Source organism: Flavobacterium sp. DSR2-3-3, from assembly GCF_049896585.1.
Taxonomy (GTDB): Bacteria; Bacteroidota; Bacteroidia; order Flavobacteriales; family Flavobacteriaceae; genus Flavobacterium.
Window position 1 is genome coordinate 112,756 of record NZ_JAFCUP010000009.1, and the last position, 24,463, is coordinate 137,218.

Sequence of the window (24,463 nt, forward strand, 5' to 3'; positions counted from 1 at the left end):
TTATAACATCATCTTTATAGCTTCAATTTCAGCTATAGTATATTTTTTATACTTTTTATATTTAATCATTTTTAAAAAAGAAATTCTATTAAAACCTTTAGTAGGTAACAATTTACAAACACGGAATATAACTTTTTCTCCCAATGACAAATTAAAATTTTCGTTTTTTACTAACTTGTATAATTTTGCATATTTTGGACTGTAAATCTTATAGATTTTCAATAATTCTTCCTGTCTTTGTTTTCCTCCAGTACCCGTTTTATGTTCATCATGTATACGATACAATGAAATTGGTTTGTTTATGGAATAAAAAGGAATACTGTTGTTTTTTGCTCTTAAAAACCATTCCCAATCAAAACCAAAATGAAAATTGTTATCTAAAATACCGTTTTGCAACCACACTTTTTTACTCCAAAAAGAAGAAGGCTGAATTATAGTGTCTATCAGCTCGAGTGGAATTGTATTGAAAGATTCTGCTACATTACTCCCGCTTGCATATAAACCGCTATTCATATTCTCTTTAAAATGGATGCAATTTCCAAAATAAATTGCATCCCCTTTTTCTATATATTGTTCGGCAATAAAATGCAAAACATTAGGCATCAGAATATCATCACTATTTAACCACATTAAAATTTCTCCAGTTGCTCTTGCAAAACCTTTATTAATAGCATCAGACTGTCCATTGTCATTTTCAGAAACCCAATAAGTTAATTCATTCTCATGTTTTTTAATAATGGTGACTGAATTATCGGTGCTTACAGCATCATAAATTAAATATTCCAAATTAGGATATCTCTGTCCTAAAACGGATAATATTGTATCTTCAATATATTGACCTTGATTATAAGATGGAGTAACTATTGATATTTTAGGATAATTCATTTTGAATTTATTTCTTTTATTATTTTAATAAATTTTTCTCCAAATAAATGTAACTGTTCATTATAATTAAATTCTGGACACTTGATGGAATTCTCCAAAAACAGCACTATATGGTCAACTAATTCCTTCTCATCTTCAGGATTAAAATAATAGGCTTGATTTCCTAATTGTTCTTGATGAACATTTAACGAGGAAACTATTAAGTTTTGATTCATCGCTTTTGCATCTTCTACAACACTACTCCAACCTTCAAATAAGGAAGGTTGTATTACAGCTACTGCATTTTTCATAAAACACAACTGCTCACTTCTATCAATAAACCCTAAAAATTTGATATTTTCTCCTAAATTATTTTTCGAAATATAATCTTTTAATTCATCAAAATAGGTAGGATTTCGATGATCAGATTCTTTGCCTGAAAAAAAAATTTGAAACTTAAAATTATATGTTTCTTTGATTTTTTTTACAGCTTTTAAAATGACAATATGATTTTTGTGTTTCCAAAATTGATTTGGAGAAAAAAAATAGGAACTCTCTTCTAATTGATATTTTTCTTTAAGTTGCTCAATATTTATTTTCAAATAATCAGGATGAAAAACAGAAAAATTTACTACATAAAGTTTTGATTTTGCCGATGGGTAAATTTTTTTAAAGTCATTACAAGCATCATTACTGCTGAATAAAATATGTTTATCGATCGCTAACAATTCTTGTTGTGACTTTTTTCTAAAATCTAAATAATCCCTAGAAAACAAATGAGGTAGATACACTTCTTGAAAATCAGGTATCCAATATAAATGATTTTTTATATTATTGGGAATTTGCACTTCACTTGGATGAAACAAAACATCAATACCACAATTAATTTTTTTCTTGGGAATAACCCTTTTAGGAAATAATCTTCTCATTAACTCATTCCTAAATTCATCAAAAAAAGAAGTTGGGCTATTTAAATCTTTATAAGTAATAAAAGGATAGTTTAATTCTCTTATAGAATCAAAAGAGGCGGTACTATTACTTAAAATAACCACATGCGGTTTCTCTTTATTTGGCAATAAGTTAAGGGACCGTATTAAGTTTTGATAATAATAAGTACCTCCAATCCAATTTTCATCATAAGAATAAGTAATTCCTACTTTAATTCGTTTAGCCATGACACATATTTGTTTATCCCTTCTTTTAAAGTAATTGTTTTTTTATAACCCATCTTGGTGATTGCAGAAATATCTGCAAGCCAATTATTCGGGTCTCCAATTTTGGCTTCTCCATTGAAAACTAATTTCTTTTCTGGAGAAAACGAACTTACAAATACTTGTGTTGCTTCGACAATTGTCGTTTCTACCTGATTGGCAACATTATAAATAGTACCTTTAAATGGCGAATTATGAATTACCAAATCAATGATTTGCAAGAGATCATTTATGTAAATAAAATCACGAGTTTCATTTCCTGTTCCAAAAAGCGAAATCACATCACTTTGAAGTGATTTCTGGTATAAATCCCAGAACAATTGTTTTTTCAATCTAGGTCCATAAGCAGAAAAAACACGCAGACTGCAGGTATTTAATCCGAAAAAATTATGGTACTCCGTAAGCAATAACTCGCTTTGCAATTTATGAAAACCATAAGGTGACAAAGGCTTGCAAATACTATTTTCAGTGATGGGTAAAAACTGCGGATTCCCATACACAGCGGCGCTCGAAAAATTGATAAACTTGCACTTGGGATTATAATCCCGAATAGCAACTAAAATTTTTTGAACATTAACAACATTGAGTTCAAAATCTTTGGATGGATTCTCAAAAGAAAAACCCACATGGGCAGAACCCGACGCATTGATACAAACGTCAAATTGATGTTCTTTGAATAATATGGAATAATCTGAATTCTGACGATTAATTTTATAAAAGTTGTCCACTAATGATTCGTTTACATCAGCTTGCCATACTTCAAATTCTTTAGATTTAAAATAATCTGCGCAATGACTGCCTATAAATCCTTTGGAACCAATGATTAATATTTTCATTTTGTTTTAATAAATTTAATACAACAAATTGCTCTACTGTGAGCTGCAAAATCATCTTTTTTTCCTATTTGAGTATGAGGATTAAATGACTCCGCATCATTACATTCTTCTTGAGAAGCAAAAATCCAACCTTCTGGTAAATATTTAAAAAAAGTTAATTCACAACTTCCCGAAACTTTCATTTTATCAGATATTCTGACTAACATCTCATCATCAAACTGTTGAAAAAATCCATGATTTTCAAATTTACCAAAAGGAAAAGTTACCAATAATTGACCTTTGGTTTTTAAAATTCGCAGTAATTCGTCAATAACTTGTAAATACTCGTAACTCTTTTTTGTAACAACATCCAAAGTTGATTTCAAGTCATATCCATAAATAGAATTATCCATATCAATATGTTCAATCGTGGATTGACATACAATTTCATCGAAAAAATTATTTCTAAAAGGTAAATCCCTTAAATCTCCATAGACATAAGATATTTTTTTATGATTGTAACTCTTGTCTTCCGGATAGAAGGTATAAATATACTTTTCTTTGTTTTCGATTAATTCATTACTTAATAGATATTCGAAATTGAATGTTGATCCTGCATCTAAAAAAATAGTTTTATCTTTTTGAAGATTAGCAAAAATCCAGGGATACTCGACAATTCGTTCATCTAACCGAAATCCATAATTTACAGGAACTCTCTTGTTAGAGAATTCATCTAAAATAACAGCGTCAGAAATACTATTAATAATTGATTTTTCTTTATGAGCGACATATCCTGCCGACCATGGAATTTGCCCATTGTTAAAGAAATTTACACTGCCCTTATTTTGAGTCGCTTTTGTTTTTTGAGTATTTTGTTTTAAATAATAATTGTAAGCCTTTTTAATTATTTTTTTGAACATATGTAGTTTTTATAATAAATTTTTTATGAAAACTGCTGGATTACCCGCAACCATTGTAAATGGCTCTACATTCTTAAGAACCAAACTACCAGCACCGACAATTGCTCCTTTTCCTATTGTAACTCCTTTTAAAACTGACACATTAAAACTTATCCAAACATGGTCTTCAATTATTATTGGGGCAGATTTTACATTTACATTTTCAGTAGCATGCCCTTTTTTTAGCATCTTTCGATATGATTCTTGCCTTTCTAAATAATTTTCTTCATGAGAGTTCGTATCAATAATATTACAATTATGAGATATCAAAACATCATTCCCAATTTTTATATTATTTGCACTCCATATTTGGGTTCCAAAACCAATATAAGAATTATCCCCAATATCAATCTTTCCACCATGAGCAAAAAGCAATAAAGTTCCCCTAATATGAGTATTTAATCCAATTCTAATATTTCCTTTATTTCTTTGCAGATTAATAACCTCAGCTTGTTCATAAAATTTTGATTTTTCACCAATAGTTGCTTCTTCAAAACATTTATTATTTTTCACATTAATATCTCTAATATTTAAATAAGGATTATTAAAAACCATTTTTGAATTAAGAAATTTAGCAATTATTTTCTGTAAAAAATTTGTCATTTATGTAAGGTTGCTTAAAAATCAGGTTTTTTTTATTAAATTCCAATCACAATCCACAAAAACACAACCATAATCGTTTCCGCTATATATATGTAAATCCGAACCAGTTTCCACAATCTCAAACGACAAACATTCTTCTTGATAATCAATCAATTGAACATTGGGAATATGCATACCAAAAGTAAGCCGAAATTTATTGGGTACTAAAAATTTCACGGGCAATTTCACTTCAAATTCATGTAATCCTGAATTATTTATCGCCGTTGCTAATTTTATTTCTGAAGTAAAAATGACTCTCTCATTTCTATCAACGACCCTAAATCCGATATGTGCATTTAAATGTTGCTCAGCTACTTTTACTTTTATCTTTAGGGTAACGGTTTCATCAAAGCCATATTCTGTTCTAACAGCATTATTGCTATCTAGAAGAGCAAGATTTACAAAACCAGATTCTTCGATAGTTTCATTGACGTAATTACCAATATAACCTTGGTATTGATTGGACTTCAAATAATAATCTATTCCATCATTGGTATTACCTTCAAAAATTACTGAACCATTTTCCAGCATAATAATTTTCGTACACAATTGTTTAATTGCAGCCATATTATGACTCACAAACAAAACGGTTCGTCCACCAATTCTGGAAATATCCTGCATTTTCCCAATGGCTTTCTTCTGGAATTCCGCATCACCCACGGCTAATACTTCATCAATAATCAAAATTTCGGGATCTAGAAAAGCCGCCACCGCAAAAGCCAATCGCACATACATTCCTGAAGAATACCGTTTTACAGGCGTATCTATATAACGCTCACAACCGGAGAAATCAATAATTTCGTCTAATTTTGAGGCAATCTCTTTTTTGGTCATTCCTAAAATGGCCCCATTCAGGAATATATTTTCCCTTCCTGTCATTTCGCCATGAAATCCAGTCCCTACTTCCAGCAGGGAGGCAATACGCCCACCAAATTTTATACTTCCTGTTGTGGGCGCAGTAACTTTGGATAATATCTTTAATAAGGTAGATTTTCCTGCCCCATTCTTCCCAATTATTCCTAAAACCTCTCCGCGTTCTACTTCAAAATTAATATTTTGTAATGCCCAAACATAATCACTTTCGCCTTTGGTACTGCGATCATTGGTATCACCTATTTTTAAATACGGATTTTCTTTGCCTCGCACCTGATGCCACCAGCGGTTCAGGTCATGACTTAAAGTACCAGTACCAACTTGACCCAAACGGTATTGCTTCGAGATGTTTTCGGCTTTTAATATAATGTCTTTACTCACTTTAGGAAATTATTTTAAATTTTGATCCGAGCAATAGTAAACGGATGAAATGATTATAAATTATGGAATATTTCGGTTTAAAATCTAATTTTAAATCTTAATGGTTTATAAAAAATCAGGGATTTTACCGCTATTTTAAGTTCCGTACTTCTATCGAATTTAAAATGAAGAGCTTTTTTAATTTTTAAATATTCAAAATATATTTTAGCTGTAAAACTTCTTCTTTTTAAAAAATAGTAATGAATAACTACTTTCTCCAATTCTAACATTTCCTTTTTAAAACCTGCGGGTTCAAAGAAATCTCTTGGATTAGATAATAACAATTTCATTTGTATTTTTTGAAATACACTAATGTCATTAAAATTAATTCCTATGCCGTTATTGATTACTTTATCAAAAACTAAGCGTTCCTCTGGTAATAATTCTAATTCCAGAAAATTAAATACGCTATTTCTTATTTCAATAACTCTATTTCTTTGCTCAACACTTTGCCTATTTGAAACTTGTTTGCTGTGTGTGCGATAGTCCAGTAAAACCTCTTGTAAATTATGCAACTTCCCTTTTGACATTAACCGTACCCATAAGTCAAAATCTTCTGCAGGTTCTTTAGCTACATCATAAACAATCGAAAATAAATCCAGTGATTGTTTTCTCATCATTACAGAAGGGTGTGCGATACAATTTCCTTTTAAAAACGCCAATTTTATTTGATCATGTTTCTCAGGAACTTTCTCTATATGCTCTGAACCTATGATACTATACCATGACCCACATAATATAATATCAGGATTTGCTTCTAAAAAAGAAATTTGCTTTAAAAAACGATCCGGCACACTGATGTCATCACCATCCATTCGAGCTATGTACTTTCCTTTAGCAATTTTCAAACCATAATTTAAACTATTTGTATATCCTGTATTTATTGGTTTTTCTATTAATTGAATTCTCGAATCATTATACGATTTTATCAAAGAAACAGTACTATCCGAGGAAGCGTCATCAATTATTAAAAATTCGAAATCAGAAAAACTCTGTCCCAATACACTATCTATAGCTTCACAAACATACAATTCACAATTGTACACTGGCATCAACACTGATATTTTAGGTAAGTTTATTACAAACGGATCCATTCAGTAGGTATTAAATAATTAGTGTTTTTTTCTGTTGCAACAAACCAATTCTTAGGTGCAATTACTGTTTTATGAGGGTTCTCATTCAGCCAAGCCGCCCACCAACTAAAAGAGCTATTAGCTATAACATTATGATTACAGGAACTCATCAAAAACATGTCCTTCCAACAATTTTTATTTTTATTATGATCTATAAATATTTTCTGATACTGTAAATTCTGAAATTGTTCTTTTACCCATTCGCTATCATCAGAGAAGAATATTAATTTAGAATTTTTATTTTTAGAAACCAACAACGATATTGCATCAAAATAATATTCTAAGCTGCAATTTCCATGAAATTGTTGTGTAGACTTGTCTTGAACATAATCACCTCTTCTTACATGAATTGAAATAGTTTTCATACTCTTGATATCAGATAACAATTCACTGTTTATATAATCTAATCCATCTAAAGGAAAAGAGAAAACTTTTTTTATTAAACTTTCGTAGCCGTTAAAGTACTGGTAACTCTGAAAATAACCTTTTAAATAAGCTGGTTTTTTTGTATTCATCGCCGTTTGATTAAATCCAAAAAAAGGTTCATTATAGATTTTAGGATGATTAAGTCCTAACTTTCTTTTAATTTTGTCAAGAAAAGTCAAATCAAAGAAAGAAGATACCTGACTTTGGCTTGCTTCTACATAATTATTGTCAAAAATGTTTAATTCAAAATTTCTTGGGGTAAATCCAGGTTTTTTTTCAACAAGTTTAAAGAAATTAGCATCTATCAAGAGTGTTGTATCATTTCTTTTAGCAAGAATATTTGCAAATGCATATTGAAACATTTGATTTCCAAGACCTCCTTCAAGTTTTATTATTATCATTTCTTCCTTGCTATATATGGTACCCAAAAGATAAAGATTCAGAAGAATCAGAATCTGTAACGGATTTAATTCTATCTGAGGAAAACATAAAACATATTATTTGTTGTTTTATTTCTTTTTAAAATAGAGTTGAAATCTTTTATTACAAAATGAAAAAGTTCTAAAATATTTTCTATTTAAATACAACTGATCTCCAACTTGTCCTTCCATGGCTGTTTTGACTAAATAAAATCCATTAGCTTTCATGAAAATTTCAATATCCAATCTTAGAGGCTGGTCTTTATACAATTCAATATCGGCAACTTCAAGCCAAATAGCCTTTATTTTTTTTATACATTGCTTTGCACCCATTAAAACTTTTAATTCAGCACCTTGAACATCCATGTGTATAAAATCAACTTCATCCATTTTATTTTCAATAAAAAATGAATCAAGTGTCAGTGTTTCAACATTTATTTTTTCGCTAAATTGCAACCACAAATGATTATTCGCCTTTTCAGGGGATAACAATGAGCTAGATTTATTACCAAAATTCCAATCTAATTCATGCGATTCATGTTGTGGATGTCCTGAAGACACATGAAACTGCGAAATCCCTTTTTCATCGGAAAATGCTATAGGTATCATTGTTACATTTTCAACTTTATATTTTTCTAAGTTTTCAGCAATAAGCTTCTGATTTTCAGGTAACGGCTCAAATATATAAATTGAAGAAAAAGGAAAAATTCTGGAATATCTAATGGACTCCTCTCCTTCACAACCTCCAATATCTAATATCGTTAATTTATCATCCTTTTTAAATAATTTTAAAAGATCTTTTTTAAGAGGTGAATCAGTAAGAATATAATTATTCCTGTTATATAAAGTCATACTTATAAATTTAGTGCTGTTTATCCGCTTTATCTAAAAAATCTAAACCGTATCTATAAAACTCTTCTCTGTCTTGTTAAAAATCAATACTCCAACAAAAAAGACCATTACGGTAACCAAAAAAGTATAACCCAATCCCCAAACGGAAATGTGTCCTACATTCAACAACATGTAACGCGCAGTTTCTATTATATAGGCTAAAGGATTGTATTGAACGATCCAGCCATAAGTTGGTAATTTTTCTTGTATTAATGCCATAGGATACATCACGGCAGACAAATACATCAGCAATTGCACGCCAAAACCAATCAAATTACTAAAATCTCGGTATTTTGTAACCAAGGAAGAGATGAACATTCCCAATCCCAATCCCAAAACGCCCATAAGTACAATTAAAAAAGGAAAGAATACAACGGAACCATTTAGCCCGACAACAGCTCCTTTTAGATAATAGAAAATATAAAAGGCTATAAATATTAGAAACTGAATTCCAAATTTAATCAAATTAGAAATCACGATGGAGATAGGCACAATCAGTCTTGGAAAATATACTTTACCAAAAATACCGGCATTAGCACCAAAGGTATTTGAAGTTCCGGTAAGACACGCCGTGAAATAATTCCAAACCGTGATTCCGGCTAAATTGAACAAAAACGGAGGCACCGTCCCGGTATCAATTCCCGCTAAATTATTAAAAATAATAGTAAAGGTAATGGACGTAAACAAAGGCTGGATCAAATACCAAAGCGGTCCTAAAACTGTTTGCTTATATACAGTAACAACATCTCTCTTTACAAAAAGCATAAGTAAATCTCTATATTGCCAGACCTCTTTAAGGTTCAGCGAAAAGAATTTATTTTTAGGTGTTATTTCAAACAACCAAGTGGTATTCGTATGCTCGTTGTGGTTCATTTTTTTATGCTAAAATCCTGGTATGTATTTTCTTATCATGGTTGTAATATCGCGCGTTACTGTGAGACGATCCCTGAGAGACCTTTTATTGTATATTTTAAAACGGTAACATCATGAAGCAAATATAAATAATTTGCACTTGCTATTATCATAAAAAAGCTTCGTAACGTATTTAGTTTTCTGTGTCATTTAAATATTTAATTGCTTTGCAAAATCAAATCCATTACAAAAAAACGAACCTTTTGGGCACGCTTCGCGACTCTAACTTACAATGATAGGGCGAAGGCCATTTGTTAATAAGAGTTGTTTTCGGCGAATATACTACTCCTCTATTAATATTGGTAATAATTATCAATATATCGACAACTTTAAAACCTTGAAGGCTTACTCATATTTTTTATATAGTATTAAGATCACATCTTTAACAAAACAGTAGCTCCAGATTTTCGGCTCCGTTTAGTGCTGCGGCAAAACGAAAATTTACACTCTTCTTACCGCCCTTATAGTTGCCATCCAAAAAAATCACGGTAAGAATTTCAGCGCTGACCGTTGGGAGTGACAACCGAGTCGAGCGTGAAACACGAGCGGCTGGGGTTGCGATAGGAAAATTTGTTCGATGATTTTTTTTGGTGTAAAAATATTGAGGCTTGATTTTTTGTTTCTTTTGAAATCATAGATTCACAAACTCAAATAAACTAGTAGCTGTGAGTAATCAAGACAAAAGTAAAATGATCTTCAGTAAACAAAGTAATAATAGCATCACTAAACGTGCATTTTCATACTTTTCTCATCGCCCTTAAATAAAAGCATAAAAAAATATAAATTTATTTGGAAATCTATTCAAAATCTACGTGACTAAAAAAGGAAACTTAGATTACACCCAATAAGTTATTATTATTAACCCGCTGGGTGTAATTATTCAAAATACCAGTTCGGCCCGAAGCTTTGGGATTTTGTAAAGCAAAGCAGAACAAAAATTTATTGGGAACTGTTTTTAATGATAAATTTCTAATTTTAGATCCTATTTTATTTACGAGTGCTCGGGAGAAAATTACTCGAATTGACGAAAATTATCATCAAAAACTAATAACACCTATTGAATTATGCGAATCAAGAGTTGGAAGAGCAGTTATTAACTTTTATCTAATACTCCCACCTGCGGGTTTTATTTAGTTCTTCTTGTTCTTTTATAATTTCAGCGGGTATTACTTTCAGGTACGAGCAATGTTGCTCAATAGCATACTCGACTTTTTCAACAATTTCTTCAATGGTGTCATTATCGTAATCAATATTCAATGGTTCTTTGACAATGAAAGATTGCAGAATTCCTTTTTTCTTTATGCGCAATCCTTTTTTATCAAATGAACGACGAAAACCATCTATAACGATAGGTACAACAATAGGTCTGTGTTGTTTTATGATGTGAGCAGTTCCTTTCCTAACGGGTTTAAAGGACTTTGTTGTTCCTTGTGGGAATGTAATTACCCAACCGTCTTTCAATGCTATTTTTATATTTTCAGTGTCATCCGGATTAAAATCTTTTTTCTCCTGTACATCTACTCCTTTGGCACGCCAAGTGCGCTCTACTGAAATCGCTCCTGCATACGCCATAATTCTTGGCAATAATCCCGCCTGCATGGTTTCTTTGGCTGCCACATAATAGATATTCATTTTAGGTTGCCACAGATAACAAACATTCTTGATGGTATCATCGCGTCCGCTCAAACTTGCATTAAATACGTGAAACATTGCAACGACATCAGCAAAATAGGTTTGGTGATTGGAAATAAAAAGCACATTGGTATCCGGTAAATTCCTGATAATTTCTGAACCTTCGATTTGCAGTTCATTAAACCCTCTGTATCTTCTATGGGTGATGGCACCGAAAATTCGAATTAACCATTTCTTTATAAATAGTATGTGACCAAAAGGATTTCTCTTAAACAATCCCATAAAATTATGTGTTTTTAATGTTGAATCAGCAAACTTACGAAATTAATATTTGATGTTATTTACAATTTTGACACCTTAACTTAGCATCAAATTGAAGTGGTAAAGACTTCTTTCAAGACTTCTTTCAGTTCGCTTAACATCATCGCTGTTGCGCCCCATACGATATGGTTTTCAATTTTGAAAGCCGGAATACTGATGTTGTCCGCGTAGGAAGTAGACAAATTAGTATCAATTACAATAGCATCACTCAGAAAAATAGATAACGGCAATTCTATTATCTCCGCAACTTCAGAGGGTTCCGGTACAAATACAAGCTCTTCTTTACTGATACCCAAAAAAGGGTGCACCATAAAATTACTTGGTGGAATATATAATTCTGTAAAAGGTTTAAGAATTTCAATTTTATCCGGATGAATCCCCACTTCCTCATGGGTTTCACGAAGGGCAGTGTAGGCGAAATCATCATCATCGTGTTCATATTTTCCTCCTGGAAAAGCAATTTGTGCCGAATGAACGCCTTCATACGAATTACGTACAATCAATACCAAGTGCGTGATATCATTTTTAGGATAAAAAAGCATCAATACAGCTGCTATTCTTGGATTGTTATCTCCAAAATCTATTTTTTTCAAACTTTCCAACCGTTCTAAAGGTGCCATTTTGATGTGCGCCTCAAAAGCTGGAAGCTTGGCATCAATTAATTTGGGAACAAATTGTAAAAATTCTTGAAAATCCATAATCAAAGTCTATTTTTGCACATTATAATTAAATATAAATATAGTTTAGAAAATAGAGTTGCACAAATTTTCTAGTCTCTAAAGTCGCAACAATTATGTACAGCAAAGTAGAAACCCAAAAATTGAAGCGCGAATTCTGGATTGCATTTGCAGAAAAATATCCACGAAAATGGTTGTTGTATGATACTAAAATTAAAGATTTCTCTTTTAAATTTTACGTAGACAATAAAAAAGCGCAAGTTTTAATAGACATAGAACATCGAAGCGATGAAAAAAGAATTGCTTATTTTGAAAAACTCGAAGCTTTAAAAAACATTCTCGAAGAGGAATTTATCAAAGATTTGATTTTTGAAAAAGAATACACCCTAGAAAGCGGTAAAACAATAAGCCGCATTTGGATTGAAAAATTAAATGTCGGCGTTAGCAACCAAAAATACTGGAACGAAATTTTTGATTTTTATAATGAAAAAATGACTGCTTTGGAAGTGTTTTATTCAGAGTATGATGATTTCATCAAGGATATTGAAATACTTTAAATGAACAAAACCCAAAAAGGATAAAACGTCCTTATTTACATATTGAAAATATTATAAACAATAATTCGGTTGTCATAATTGATATACAGCTGTTTCCTGTTTTCTTGTTTTTTTCTGGTGATTATAGAAACCGTACAATCAATACCTTCATTGTCTTTGCACGTAAATGAATACACGATATCAGTATCATTTTCCTCCGTGGTTTGATACTCGATGATTTCAAAAAGCTGAATAATTTGAGAATAAACTACTATTCTGCTTTTATTAGTATCCAATGTTACCAGCACGTTCACCAGATTTAAATCAGACCATTTGCCCCATTTTCCTTTTTCATTTTTTTCTAAAACACTAAATCCCGATGTTTTAAACTTGTAGCTTTGGCCATAAGAACTGTGCAATCCTAGTATCAAAAACAGCAGTATGCTGTATATTTTTATCTTAGCCATAGTTTAAAAATTGATATTTAGCAATTCTTTTTTCGCCAATTCAAAATCGGTTATCATTTCCTCAACAATTTCTCCCGCTGGCTTTATGACATGGATTATTCCTGCTACTTGTCCTATTTCTAGTTCTCCTTCAATTAAATCACCTTCAAACATACCTCGTTTTGCTCTTGCTCTTCCTAGTAAAGCAACTATTTCCTCTTTTGTTGGACTGGTTTGATATAAATCCTGCACATCTTGATAAAATTTATTTTTAATCAACCGAACAGGTGCAAGTTCTTTCAAAGTCAATTGCGTATCCCCTTCCTTCACATTGATTACGGTTTCCTTGAAATTATCATGAGCCGATGATTCTAATGAAGCAACAAATCGGCTTCCAACCTGAACACCATCTGCACCAAGAACCATTACGGCCAACATTCCGCGTCCAGTAGCAATACCTCCCGCAGCAATCAATGGAATTTTTATTTTCTCTTTCACTATGGGAATCAGCGTAAGCGTGGTGGTTTCCTCTCTTCCATTATGTCCTCCGGCTTCAAAACCTTCAGCAACTACAGCATCAACGCCTGCGTCTTGTGCTTTTAACGCAAATACAGAACTACTGACCACATGTACAACAGTAATGCCATTTTCTTTTAGATATGAGGTCCACGTTTTAGGGTTTCCTGCCGAAGTGAAAACGATTTTTACGCCTTCTTCAACAATAATCTTCATGATTTCTTCAATATTGGGATACAACATGGGAACATTCACTCCAAATGGTTTTGAAGTCGCTTGTTTACATTTTTGAATGTGTTCACGCAATACTTCAGGATACATGGAGCCAGCTCCTATTAATCCTAAACCTCCTGCATTACTGACAGCACTTGCTAATTTATACCCGCTGTTCCAAATCATTCCGCCTTGAATGATTGGATATTTTATTTTAAAAAGTGCTGTGATTGTATTCATGTAAACGTAATAATATTATTGTTTCAAAATTTTTCCCGTTTTGATTAAACCAACGGATTCCATTTTATAAAAGTACATTCCTTTTTCCAGTGTTTTCAATGAAATAATCGAAGATTGAGGAGTAACTTTTTGTTCTAACATTTTCTGTCCCAGCACAGTGTACAAAACAACAGTTCCCTGTTCAAATTTTGAAGGTAAAGAAACCGTAACAAAATCACTTGCAGGATTGGGATAAATGATAAAATCATCTTTCGAAAAAGGATTTACATCTAACGGATTGTTTACCGCCAAATTAAAATCAGGAATTCCATATCCGTATTGATTATTTGGCAATGAAAATCTATCAGATGATTGCAGAATTATATCTCTAATTTCCCGATTGGTTTTTTCAGGAAATGCCTGCCACAAACAAGCAACCATTCCTGCCATAATTGGGCCAGAAAAAGAAGTCCCATTTGCCGTTACAATATTGCCTGCGGCATCAGAAACTACTGCTGCTTGCCCTTGCGCCATTACTTCCGGTTTTATTCTTCCGTCAAAAGATGGACCTATTGAACTAAAAGAAGTTTTTGTTTCAGATGAATTTACGGCACCTACGGCAATTACTGAAACGGCATCAGCTGGAACGGCAATATGAGGATTTGAAGAACTTCCTGAATTACCTGCAGAAGTAACCAAAATCATTCCTCTGCTGAATGCAATTTCAGCTCCGCGGGACATAAATGCAGTGGTGCCATTCATTTCATTATACGTATGATTGTAAGCCTGATTATCAAAATCGAAATAACCCAAAGACGTGTTTATAATATCGACACCTAAACTATCCGCTTTTTCTGCAGCTTCAACCCAAAGGGATTCTTCCACAGGATTTTCAGAAGTGTCGTCTTCCGTGATGAACAAATAATAAGAGGCGTCGGGAGCCGTTCCCACTAACGAGTTTTCTTTATATCCTCCCATTGAAGAAAGCACAGATGTTCCGTGTGACACTCCAGTATAAAATTCTGGGTTTCTCAACACGTAATTGTAACCGCCCAAAATTTGTTTATTATCTCTTAATCTTTGAAACGGCTGTGTCGTATTAACGCCCGGAAAACCGGCATCCATTACGGCAATTATTTTACCGGAACCTGTGTAATTACGCTGGTGCAAAACATGCCCATTAAGCATTTGGATTTGATTTGAAGACGATCCATAAGCATAATCAATTTTAGTTTTCTTAGTCTTATCTGCTTTTTTTTCTGTAACAGATTTTACTATTTTACCCGTTTGATTCATCGATTTGTCAGCAAAATCAACTTTATTGACAAAAGACAACAGCGATAAAGAATTTACAGCCGCGTGCTGTCCTCGCACATGAATAGCGTTCATCCATTTGGATTTTGCCAATACCATAATTCCCGGACTTGCTTTTATTTGATTAATATAAGTTTGCTCTACCGGAATATCTTTAAAATCTAAGGCAATATTTTGATTGGTCCTTCTGTCCAATGCCCTTTGAGAAAGCATTTTCAATGGTGAATCGGAATAGAATTGAGAATTGGGTTTCGCATTGAAATACACCCACGCATCCTGCTGTGAAAAACCGGTTGTACTGATGATTAAAAAAAGGAATAAATAGAATTTTCTCATGGGTAACTTTATTGGTTAAGCTATAAAGATTCTAATTACCAATGGGATTGAATCACGCTTACAGCTGTTTTAACATTCTTAATTTGTATTTAAAGCAAACGCTTTTCTTATAATTTTAGTAAACAAAGTACTAAACTAAGAAATTACTCCCGAACCAACTAATTCATCCCCTAAATACCAAGCTGCAAATTGCCCTTCGGTAATTGCGGACTGCGGTTCGTCAAAGTAAAGATACATTTCGTTCTCATACTGATGCAAAGTGGCCGTCTGTAATGGCTGTCTGTAACGAATTCTTGCCATTACTTCCATCTTTTCTCCATTGCCTAAAACCAAATCTTCCCGAATCCAATGCACTTCCTCTTTTTCAATACGCAAAGCTTTCTTAAATAATCCAGGATGTTGACTGGTTAATCCAGTGTAAATAGTATTGGTTTCGACATTTGTAGCGATAATAAACAAAGGGTCCGTTGTACCTCCTACATTTAATCCTTTTCGTTGTCCGGTAGTAAAATAATGGGCACCTTGGTGTTTTCCCACAACTTTTCCCATTTCCGGTGTGTACGAAATTTTCTTCGCTGCTGCTTTCAACTTTTCCTCCAGACTTATCTCTTCTTGTAATGTAGAACTGTATACAGCATCGTTTTTATCAATTTGGATAATAATTCCGTCTTTGGGTTGTAATTTTTGTTGTAAAAATTCAGGCAAACGTACTTTTCCAATAAAACATAAACCTTGTGAATCTTTTTTCTCGGCAGTGATCAACTCCATTTGAGCGGCAATTTTACGGACTTCCGGTTTTGTTAATTCGCCAATTGGAAATAATGATTTTGATAATTGTTCTTGGGATAATTGACACAAGAAATAGGATTGATCTTTATTGGTATCGGTACCGGACTTCAGTTGATAAACCGTTTCACCATTCACTTCAATTTCACTTTTTCGGCAATAATGTCCAGTTGCAACATAATCAGCACCAAGACTCAAAGCGATTTTCATGAAAACATCAAATTTTATCTCACGGTTGCAAAGCACATCCGGGTTTGGAGTGCGTCCTTTTTCATATTCGCTGAACATGTAGTCCACGATTTTTTCTTGATATTCTTCGCTTAAATCTACCGTTTGAAATGGAATTCCTAATTTTTCAGCAACTAATAAAGCATCGTTACTGTCTTCCAGCCATGGACATTCATTTGAAATGGTAACCGAATCATCGTGCCAATTCTTCATAAAAAGGCCAATAACTTCATACCCCTGTTCTTGCAATAAGTAAGCAGCAACACTTGAATCTACACCTCCGGAAAGTCCTACAACAACACGTTTCATCTACAAAAAATTATAATTTTACAAGGCTGCAAAGTTACAAAAGATTTGCAACAGTATCTGTTAAGGATACCGTTAATTATTTTTGGATTTTGTTGCATTTTCCAGAAAGCTCATATTCATTTCTTTGACTAATTTTCCTTTTTCAAAAAACTGCCAAATACCTGATTTTTTTCCATTTACAAATTGTCCCTTCGAAACCGTACTTCCATAAGAATCTCTAAAAATGGCTAAACCGCTGTACAAATCACCCTCAAAAGAAGACTCTTCCAATAGAATTCCTTTCTCTGTGTATTTTTTATAAAAACCATTTTTCAGGTTATTTTTATAATTAATTTCTTCTGCGATTTTGCCGCTGATATAAAAAACGGTACGCAATCCCTCTAGCTTTCCTTTGATGTAGTTCTCAGTTGTCATTATATTTTTCGAGGCTTGATGGTAATATTTCCATTGTCCTTCAAATAATTTATTGACTACTTTTCCTTCACTTACTTTATTGCTTTTCTGGTCATAAAAAATAGTGTACGTCGCGTTATTTTTCGGATTAAATTCTCTCGTGGCAATAACAGACTTGGCTTTGGTATCATCATAAAAATTAAAAATCCCTACTTCTTTTCCATGCTCAAAAGTTCCTTCGTATCTGGGTCTTTTTGATTCTTCATAAAACCCTTTCCACACTCCGTGCTTTTTCCCTTTTGCATCTGATTTATTAAAATCGGTTTGTGCATAAAGACAAAACACATTCAAAAACATCAAAACCAATATTCCTTTTTTATAAAATGTTTTCATAATTACTTTTTTATAGTAACGAATTCAGGTCACTTAAATTATATGTAAATAAAAAAAGCTCTCAATATTCGAGAGCTTTTTTATGCATTATTTTTTCTTCTGCTGTGCTTTTTGAGCTTCGGCTTGTTCCATAACTTCTTGCAATTTTTTCTGGAATTTACCTTGTTTCTTCGGCTCTTTCAATTTGTTCTCTTGAATTTGAGTATGAATTTTATCACTATCGATAAAGTATCTTTTGATGACAATCATAATTCCAATAGTAATTAGGTTTGAAATGAAGTTATACAAACTTAATCCAGCACCATAACTATTAAAGAAAAACAACATCATTATTGGCGAAACATAAATCATGATTTTCATCATCTTAGCCATATCCGGCATCCCTTCTTGTTGCGGAGCAGCCATTTGTTGGTCACCAGAAGTCATTTTCATATAGAAGAAAATAGCGATCGAGGCAAGTACAGGAAACAAACTAATGTGATTTCCATAAAAGGGAATGTAAAAAGGTAATCTTATAACTTCGTCAAAAGAAGATAAATCATCTGCCCAGAGGAAGCTTTTTTGTCTCAACTCAAAAGCCGAAGGGAAAAACTGAAACGATGCATACATAAATGGCAATTGAATCAAAGCCGGAATACAACCTGCCATCGGATTCACGCCCGCTTTATTGTACAACTTCATTGTTTCCTGTTGCTTTTTCATTGGGTCTTTTTTGAATTTTTCTCCCAATTCTGTGATTTCAGGACGCAATACTTTCATCTTGGCCTGTGACAGGAACGATTTAAAGGTAATTGGCGACATCGCTATTTTTATAATTATTGTAAAAACAATAATCGCAATTCCATAAGCAATGTAAGAACTTAAAAACCCGAATAATGGAATAAAAATAAACTTATTGATCCATCCGAAAATCCCCCAACCTAACGATATAATTTTTTCAAGATTTAGATCGTATGCTTTTAATGTTTTATAATCTGTTGGACCAAAATACCAACTCATTTTGTGATCTAATTCCCCATTTGTAAAAGCCAATGGGATATTAGCTTTGAATTGTTTTGTAAAAGTAGTATCAATTTTATCATCTTTAACTAAGTTATCAGACTTCACTTTAGCAGCTTCCAAAGGTGTCTTTGATAAAAGAATTGTAGAGAAAAAATGTTGTTTAAAAGCAATAAAAGTTGCTTTTTGCAAATCAGATTCTTCTGTTTGACCTAAACCGGCGTAATCAATTTTCCCATCTTCATGTTCAAAATAGATTTCAGTATAACGATTTTCATAAGAAACACTTTTCTCATTTCTGTACGTTTTCAAATTCCATTCTAAATCCAATGGTTTTGCCGTATTTAATAACTTATTCAACCCTTGGGAACGGATATCAAAACCAATCATATAATCGTTTGGCTTCAAAATGTATTTGTATTCCAAGAATTCATTGGCTCCCGCTTTCAATTTCATCGACAATACTTGGTCTGCTCCTATTTTTGTTAAAGTAGGTTCAAAATACAAATCTTTAGAATTTAAAGTACGGTTATCGCTCGTTAGCAATTGCACGTTTAAATTGGCATTATTGTCTTTTATCAATTGAACTAATTGTCCGGAACCTTTCTTGAACTTTTCAAATTGTTTCAAAGTAGCTTCCACAATATAGCCTCCTTTATTGGCAATTGTCAGTTTCACCAAATCGTTTTCGATAGTAGTTACACCCGCTTTCGCGGAAGGAAGTGTTGCTGAATACGCAAAATTCCCCAACGTTTTTTGCAATTGTGCCAATTGTGTGGAATCTCCAGTTGCCGCAACCGCGACAGTAGCTTTGGCTACAGTTTTCGCCTCTAACTCCTTGGTTTTTGCTTCTCTAATCAACAACTCTTTTTGTGCTTTTTCAGCTGCAACGACTTTCGGGTCGGGTTGATTTTGGTACATGATAAAAACCAAAATACCAAAAATTAATGCAAAACCGATAATCGAATTGAGGTCAAATTTTTTTTGTTCCATTATTATATTTAAAAAAGTTTAATCTATTAGTATGAAGTTTAATGAATTGTTTCAAAAAACAACAACTATTTTTTCTTTGCCTGAACGGCTGCTGCCACAAAATTTACAAAAATAGGATGCGGATTTGCTACCGTACTTTTGTATTCCGGATGGTATTGTACCCCAATAAAAAACGGATGATTTTCTATTTCTATAATCTCCACCAATCCGGTATCAGGATTTACTCCCGAAGCTATTAATCCTGCGTTTTGTAATTGCGCAACGTAATTGCTATTGTACTCATATCGGTGACGGTGACGCTCCGAAATAGTTTCTTTTCCATATATTTTATACGCCAATGAATCTTTTTTGATATCACATTTCCATGCACCAAGACGCATTGTCCCACCTTTATCAGTAACTGTTTTTTGCTCTTCCATAAGATTTACCACCGGATGCGCAGTGTGTTCATTCATTTCGGTAGAATTAGCATCCGCATAACCCAGAATATTTCTTGAATATTCTATGATTGCCATTTGCATTCCCAAACAAATTCCAAAAAACGGCACTTTATTTTCACGGGCATATTGCACTGCTGCAATTTTCCCCTCAATTCCTCTTTCTCCAAAACCTGGAGCAACCAGAATTCCGTCTAAACCAGCAAATTTCTCGCTAATATTGTTGGCATCGATGTGTTCTGAATGAATCGAAATCACATTTACTTTCGTTTCATTTGCAGCTCCTGCATGAATAAACGCTTCCAAAATAGATTTGTAGCAATCCTGCATTTCTACATATTTTCCAACCAAACCGATATTCACGGTATGTTTCGGATTCTTTAACCTTCGTAAAAAGGTATTCCAGTTTTTTAAATCCGGAGCCGCTTTTTTAGGCAAATCTAATTTTTTTAATGCAACAACATCAAGTCCTTCTTCCAACATTAAATTAGGAACTTCATAAATCGTGGAAGCATCGATGGACTGAATAACAGCTTCTCTTTTTACATTACAAAATAAAGCCAGTTTATTACGTAATTCCTCAGAAATTTCGTGTTCTGTTCTGCACACTAAAATATCAGCTTTTATTCCGCTTTCCATCAAGGTTTTTACGGAATGTTGTGTCGGTTTTGTTTTCAACTCGCCTGCGGCAGCCAGATAAGGCACCAAAGTAAGGTGAATTACAATTCCGTTGTGTTCTCCTAATTCCCAAACCAGTTGACGAACCGATTCTATATAAGGTAAGGATTCAATATCTCCTACCGTTCCACCAATTTCAGTGATGACAATATCGTAATCGCCGGAATTTCCCAACAATTGCATTCTTTCCTTAATTTCATTGGTAATATGCGGTACAACTTGTACCGTTTTGCCAAGAAATTCTCCTCTTCTTTCTTTTTCAATAACCGAAAGATATATTCTTCCAGTGGTCACATTATTCGCTTGAGAAGTAGGAACGTTTAGGAAACGTTCGTAATGTCCTAAATCCAAATCCGTTTCAGCACCATCATCGGTCACATAACATTCCCCATGTTCATAGGGATTTAATGTCCCCGGATCTACATTTATGTACGGGTCAAACTTTTGGATCGTTGTACGGTATCCTCTTGCTTGTAACAATTTTGCCAACGAAGCTGCAATGATTCCCTTCCCTAAAGAAGAAGTCACACCGCCGGTAACAAAAATATATTTCGTTTGATTCATTCTGTTGTTATTTGTGTTGTAGTTGTGTAAAAAAACGTCGCAAAAGTACAAATTTAATTGGACTATTAGAATATTAGACTGTTACATTTTCAGACTCTTTTTATACTAAAAAAAAGTGAAATCTAATTCTTAAAAAATAAAAGAAGTTCAAGAAAGTCTAGCTTAAGGTTTTGGGTATCGATTTTTTATATTCCGAATTAACTCTTCCAGACCGTTGAGTTTTAATTCGTAAATTAATTTTAATTGCTCGCCTAATTCTCCTTTTGGAAATCCTTTATTGCTATACCAAACAATATAATATTCCGGAATATCAATAAGAAACCAACCTTCGTATTTACCAAAAGGCATTTTAGTATGGGCAAGCTTGATAAGTTGTTTTTGGTTTTGATCCATTTTATTATAAAAATGAAGCAAGAGACAAGAATCACAAATCGATTATGTTTCTTGTCTCCTGCTTCCAAAGACTAATTATTTCCAGTTAAAAACTATGCGTTTGTCGATTTCAGGATGTAAACTCAGAAAAACGGGACAGGTCATCGCTGCTCTTTCCAGTATCGTCCTGTTTTTTATATTAGCCGTTCCATACATCTCAAAAGCAATTTCTATTGCTCCGATACGTCTGGGTTCTGCATTCATAATTTTGATAACTTCTGCAGTAGAACCTTTTAAATCAAGTTCCATATCTCGGGCTTTAATCCCCATTATGGTCATCATGCAAGTTGCCAAAGCATTGGCTAAAATATCTGTTGGAGAAAAAGCCTCTCCCTTCCCATTATTATCCACCGGAGCATCCGAAAGGATTTCGGTGCCAGATTGCAAATGAATCGAAGAGGTTCTTAAATCACCTAAATACGTCACTATTGATGTCATTACTCTGCTACTTTTATGGTTAAATCCGTATCATAATACAAAATATAGATTCCTTTATTGGTGTAACCACCGTCCTCCTTTTTATAAAACTCGAATTTGTTGTCTATTTGTTCCGTTGCTGTTGTATCAATTGTTTCCTGATATTTTTTATCTTGTGCTAATCGCAACATCGTATCAAAAGTAATATCAAATCCGCGAGTGGCAAATATACTTGGGTAAATTTTATTTTTCTTTTTAAATTCTTTTTCGAAAATCAAAGCTTCCTGAGAAATATTTTCACGAGTAACGGAAGGATACATTAATTTCAATTTTGTTAAATTTAGAAAATTAATTTCATCGGTATCCAATGTTGCATTAGGTTCCAGAATAACCAGCTGCACTTTGTAAGTCGCCATAGCACTCAACATGGCAGTAATTGTTGATTTGATCATTCCAGTATTTTCTGTTTCCATCACGACATAGTTTATCTTGTCTTTTACAAATAAACTTTTCAAATTTTCAGCAGAAACACCACCGTTTGCAGTAAGTGTTGAAAATTGCACATCCTTATGATTTTCTTTGATAAACTGAATAACGGAACCTTTTTTCTTATCAACGACTGCTACAATATTACCGCCCTTTGTACGCATGTAGTCAAACATCGCATTTTTGACTGCTTCAGGAGCGGGAATGGATTGGAAAATATTAGCGTATGAAACTCCTAAATCTTTTGACAAAGGTGAAATTACTGGCACTCGATTAGGCAACAATAATTCGGCTGCTTTTTCAACATTGCTCTGATAGAAGGGTCCGATGATCGCATCTGAATCTGCCAAATCATTGTTTTTTATTAAGGAAGCAACATTCGAACTGCTTTTTGTTTCCTGCGAATCGAATATATTCACATCAATATTAAGTCCTAAAGTTTTAGCAGAATCAATGGCCATCAAGGCTCCGGCATAAAAATCTAAAGTCATGTTCAGGAATTTATCCTTTTTCAGGCGCATTGCCATCGAATTAACGGTATCGCTTTCAATTTTTGAAATATTGAAAGGCAACAAAAGCGTTAATTTTTTTCGGGAATTACTATAAGTGTTCTTCGATAATTCCTGATATTCTTTTTTAGCTTCCTGAGAAAATACAATTGTTGCAGGAACTTTTAAAACCATACCTTCAATAACACCCTCGGACAAAAGAGGGTTCAGAGCAATTAATTCCTCTTGCGTTAAACCCACCATTTTAGATAAGCTGTATAACGTTTCTTTTGGTTTTACCACATAATTCAAATAATTCGTGGAAACCGTATTCTTACTTGGTGCTGTAACTACAATTTCTTTTTTAGGTTCATTAACTACTACATTTTTATCTGCTTTTGGAGCTACACCTTTAATCAATAATTTGAACCCTTCCGGTAAATTTGACACCACTTCCGGATTCTTACGTTCTAATTCTTCAATGGTAATTCTGTATTGCTTCGCGATGGAATACTTGGTTTCTTTAGGAAGTACATAGTGATAAACTACTTTTTCTGTAATTGGAATATTATTTTTCAAAACAGCATTGGACGAAATCGTAAGTATTTGTCCTATTTGCAAGCCGTCTTTTTCAAGAAAAGGATTTGCTTGCTTCAAAGCTTCATCCGAAACTCCGTATTTTTTTTCAATACCATACAAAGTTTCTTTTGGTGCCACTTGATGGGTTACAGTTGTAGTTCCTTTTTTTGACTGGACGTTGATTGCTTTCTTTGTAGAGCTATTAGGTATTAATAGAATACTATTTGGTTTCAGACCACTTTGTGCATCTGGATTCAATTGGTAAATATCAAATGGAGTAACCTTGTATTTCTGTGCAATCTGAGTGATTGTTTCCCCTTTTTCTACCTTGTGTGTTGTTGTTTTTCCTTGTGAAAAAACACTGTAATTGAACCACAAAGTACTCATACAAATTGCAAAAAAATATTTCATCGCTTTAATTTATAAATTATTTAAATCTTTAATAAAGTAACGGTATCAAATTTTATTCCAAAAATCTGATACCGTTTATGTAAAGAACATTCTAA

The 24,463-nt window shown here is 33.0% G+C and carries 23 protein-coding genes; 1 reads left to right on the plus strand and 22 read right to left on the minus strand.

What is annotated here, in order from left to right; all coding sequences use genetic code 11:
- The 12 genes from ACP7AQ_RS12775 to ACP7AQ_RS12830 all read right to left on the minus strand — a co-directional run bounded on the left by ACP7AQ_RS12775 (nt 1) and on the right by ACP7AQ_RS12830 (nt 12,216).
- Nucleotides 1-885 carry a glycosyltransferase family 2 protein gene (locus ACP7AQ_RS12775; RefSeq protein WP_426095723.1) on the minus strand — a complete coding sequence of 295 codons (885 nt, stop codon included), beginning with the start codon at nt 883-885 and terminating at the stop codon, nt 1-3.
- The gene (locus ACP7AQ_RS12780) at nt 882-2,039 is read right to left on the minus strand and encodes a glycosyltransferase (protein ID WP_426095724.1); all 1,158 of its coding nucleotides are present in this window, start codon (nt 2,037-2,039) and stop codon (nt 882-884) included. Before ACP7AQ_RS12780 ends, ACP7AQ_RS12775 begins: the two co-directional genes overlap by 4 nt.
- Nucleotides 2,018-2,911, minus strand: coding sequence for an NAD-dependent epimerase/dehydratase family protein (locus ACP7AQ_RS12785; RefSeq protein WP_426095725.1), 894 nt, complete (start codon nt 2,909-2,911; stop codon nt 2,018-2,020). Before ACP7AQ_RS12785 ends, ACP7AQ_RS12780 begins: the two co-directional genes overlap by 22 nt.
- Nucleotides 2,908-3,810, minus strand: coding sequence for a methyltransferase domain-containing protein (locus ACP7AQ_RS12790; RefSeq protein WP_426095726.1), 903 nt, complete (start codon nt 3,808-3,810; stop codon nt 2,908-2,910). Before ACP7AQ_RS12790 ends, ACP7AQ_RS12785 begins: the two co-directional genes overlap by 4 nt.
- A gap of 9 nt (nt 3,811-3,819) precedes the next feature.
- Complete coding sequence (locus ACP7AQ_RS12795; RefSeq protein WP_426095727.1) at nt 3,820-4,452, minus strand: acyltransferase; 633 nt, start codon at nt 4,450-4,452, stop codon at nt 3,820-3,822.
- 21 nt (nt 4,453-4,473) lie between these two features.
- The gene (locus ACP7AQ_RS12800; protein ID WP_426095728.1) at nt 4,474-5,745 is read right to left on the minus strand and encodes an ABC transporter ATP-binding protein; all 1,272 of its coding nucleotides are present in this window, start codon (nt 5,743-5,745) and stop codon (nt 4,474-4,476) included.
- Nucleotides 5,746-5,822: 77 nt separating this feature from the next.
- On the minus strand, nt 5,823-6,878 hold the full coding sequence (locus ACP7AQ_RS12805) for a glycosyltransferase family 2 protein (protein ID WP_426095729.1): 1,056 nt from the start codon (nt 6,876-6,878) through the stop codon (nt 5,823-5,825).
- The gene (locus ACP7AQ_RS12810; protein ID WP_426095730.1) at nt 6,863-7,771 is read right to left on the minus strand and encodes an alpha-1,2-fucosyltransferase; all 909 of its coding nucleotides are present in this window, start codon (nt 7,769-7,771) and stop codon (nt 6,863-6,865) included. The genes ACP7AQ_RS12805 and ACP7AQ_RS12810 overlap by 16 nt, the downstream gene beginning before the upstream one ends.
- Before the next feature lie 81 nt (nt 7,772-7,852).
- Complete coding sequence (locus ACP7AQ_RS12815) at nt 7,853-8,614, minus strand: FkbM family methyltransferase (protein ID WP_426095731.1); 762 nt, start codon at nt 8,612-8,614, stop codon at nt 7,853-7,855.
- Between the two features lie 42 nt (nt 8,615-8,656).
- The gene (locus ACP7AQ_RS12820; protein WP_426095732.1) at nt 8,657-9,526 is read right to left on the minus strand and encodes an ABC transporter permease; all 870 of its coding nucleotides are present in this window, start codon (nt 9,524-9,526) and stop codon (nt 8,657-8,659) included.
- Nucleotides 9,527-10,669: 1,143 nt separating this feature from the next.
- Entirely contained in the window at nt 10,670-11,479 is an 810-nt protein-coding gene (locus tag ACP7AQ_RS12825) for a lysophospholipid acyltransferase family protein (RefSeq protein ID WP_091205722.1), read from the minus strand.
- 86 nt (nt 11,480-11,565) lie between these two features.
- Nucleotides 11,566-12,216 (minus strand): NUDIX hydrolase, encoded by a 651-nt coding sequence (locus tag ACP7AQ_RS12830; RefSeq protein ID WP_426095733.1) that lies wholly within the window; start codon nt 12,214-12,216, stop codon nt 11,566-11,568.
- Nucleotides 12,217-12,311: 95 nt separating this feature from the next.
- Between ACP7AQ_RS12830 and ACP7AQ_RS12835 the strand changes: the two genes are divergently transcribed.
- Complete coding sequence (locus ACP7AQ_RS12835) at nt 12,312-12,752, plus strand: DUF4268 domain-containing protein (RefSeq protein ID WP_426095734.1); 441 nt, start codon at nt 12,312-12,314, stop codon at nt 12,750-12,752.
- 35 nt (nt 12,753-12,787) lie between these two features.
- Here ACP7AQ_RS12835 and ACP7AQ_RS12840 read toward each other — a convergent pair whose 3' ends face one another.
- The 10 genes from ACP7AQ_RS12840 to ACP7AQ_RS12885 form a co-directional block, all read right to left on the minus strand.
- The gene (locus ACP7AQ_RS12840; protein WP_426095735.1) at nt 12,788-13,198 is read right to left on the minus strand and encodes a hypothetical protein; all 411 of its coding nucleotides are present in this window, start codon (nt 13,196-13,198) and stop codon (nt 12,788-12,790) included.
- Nucleotides 13,199-13,201: 3 nt separating this feature from the next.
- Entirely contained in the window at nt 13,202-14,146 is a 945-nt protein-coding gene (locus ACP7AQ_RS12845) for an NAD(P)H-dependent flavin oxidoreductase (protein ID WP_426095736.1), read from the minus strand.
- Nucleotides 14,147-14,161: 15 nt separating this feature from the next.
- Nucleotides 14,162-15,775 carry a S8 family serine peptidase gene (locus tag ACP7AQ_RS12850; protein WP_426095737.1) on the minus strand — a complete coding sequence of 538 codons (1,614 nt, stop codon included), beginning with the start codon at nt 15,773-15,775 and terminating at the stop codon, nt 14,162-14,164.
- Between the two features lie 135 nt (nt 15,776-15,910).
- Entirely contained in the window at nt 15,911-17,098 is a 1,188-nt protein-coding gene (gene mnmA, locus ACP7AQ_RS12855; RefSeq protein ID WP_426095738.1) for a tRNA 2-thiouridine(34) synthase MnmA, read from the minus strand.
- A 72-nt stretch (nt 17,099-17,170) separates the two neighbouring features.
- Nucleotides 17,171-17,884 (minus strand): toxin-antitoxin system YwqK family antitoxin, encoded by a 714-nt coding sequence (locus ACP7AQ_RS12860; RefSeq protein ID WP_426095739.1) that lies wholly within the window; start codon nt 17,882-17,884, stop codon nt 17,171-17,173.
- An 87-nt stretch (nt 17,885-17,971) separates the two neighbouring features.
- Nucleotides 17,972-19,876 (minus strand): membrane protein insertase YidC, encoded by a 1,905-nt coding sequence (gene yidC, locus ACP7AQ_RS12865; protein ID WP_426095740.1) that lies wholly within the window; start codon nt 19,874-19,876, stop codon nt 17,972-17,974.
- 65 nt (nt 19,877-19,941) lie between these two features.
- Nucleotides 19,942-21,555 (minus strand): CTP synthase, encoded by a 1,614-nt coding sequence (locus ACP7AQ_RS12870; RefSeq protein WP_426065018.1) that lies wholly within the window; start codon nt 21,553-21,555, stop codon nt 19,942-19,944.
- A 162-nt stretch (nt 21,556-21,717) separates the two neighbouring features.
- The gene (locus ACP7AQ_RS12875; protein ID WP_426065020.1) at nt 21,718-21,948 is read right to left on the minus strand and encodes a DUF3820 family protein; all 231 of its coding nucleotides are present in this window, start codon (nt 21,946-21,948) and stop codon (nt 21,718-21,720) included.
- Between the two features lie 75 nt (nt 21,949-22,023).
- Nucleotides 22,024-22,425 carry an OsmC family protein gene (locus ACP7AQ_RS12880; RefSeq protein WP_426065021.1) on the minus strand — a complete coding sequence of 134 codons (402 nt, stop codon included), beginning with the start codon at nt 22,423-22,425 and terminating at the stop codon, nt 22,024-22,026.
- Nucleotides 22,425-24,368: a PBP1 and LysM peptidoglycan-binding domain-containing protein gene (locus tag ACP7AQ_RS12885; protein WP_426095741.1), complete on the minus strand. Its 1,944-nt coding sequence runs from the start codon at nt 24,366-24,368 to the stop codon at nt 22,425-22,427. The genes ACP7AQ_RS12880 and ACP7AQ_RS12885 overlap by 1 nt, the downstream gene beginning before the upstream one ends.
- Nucleotides 24,369-24,463: the final 95 nt, after the last annotated feature.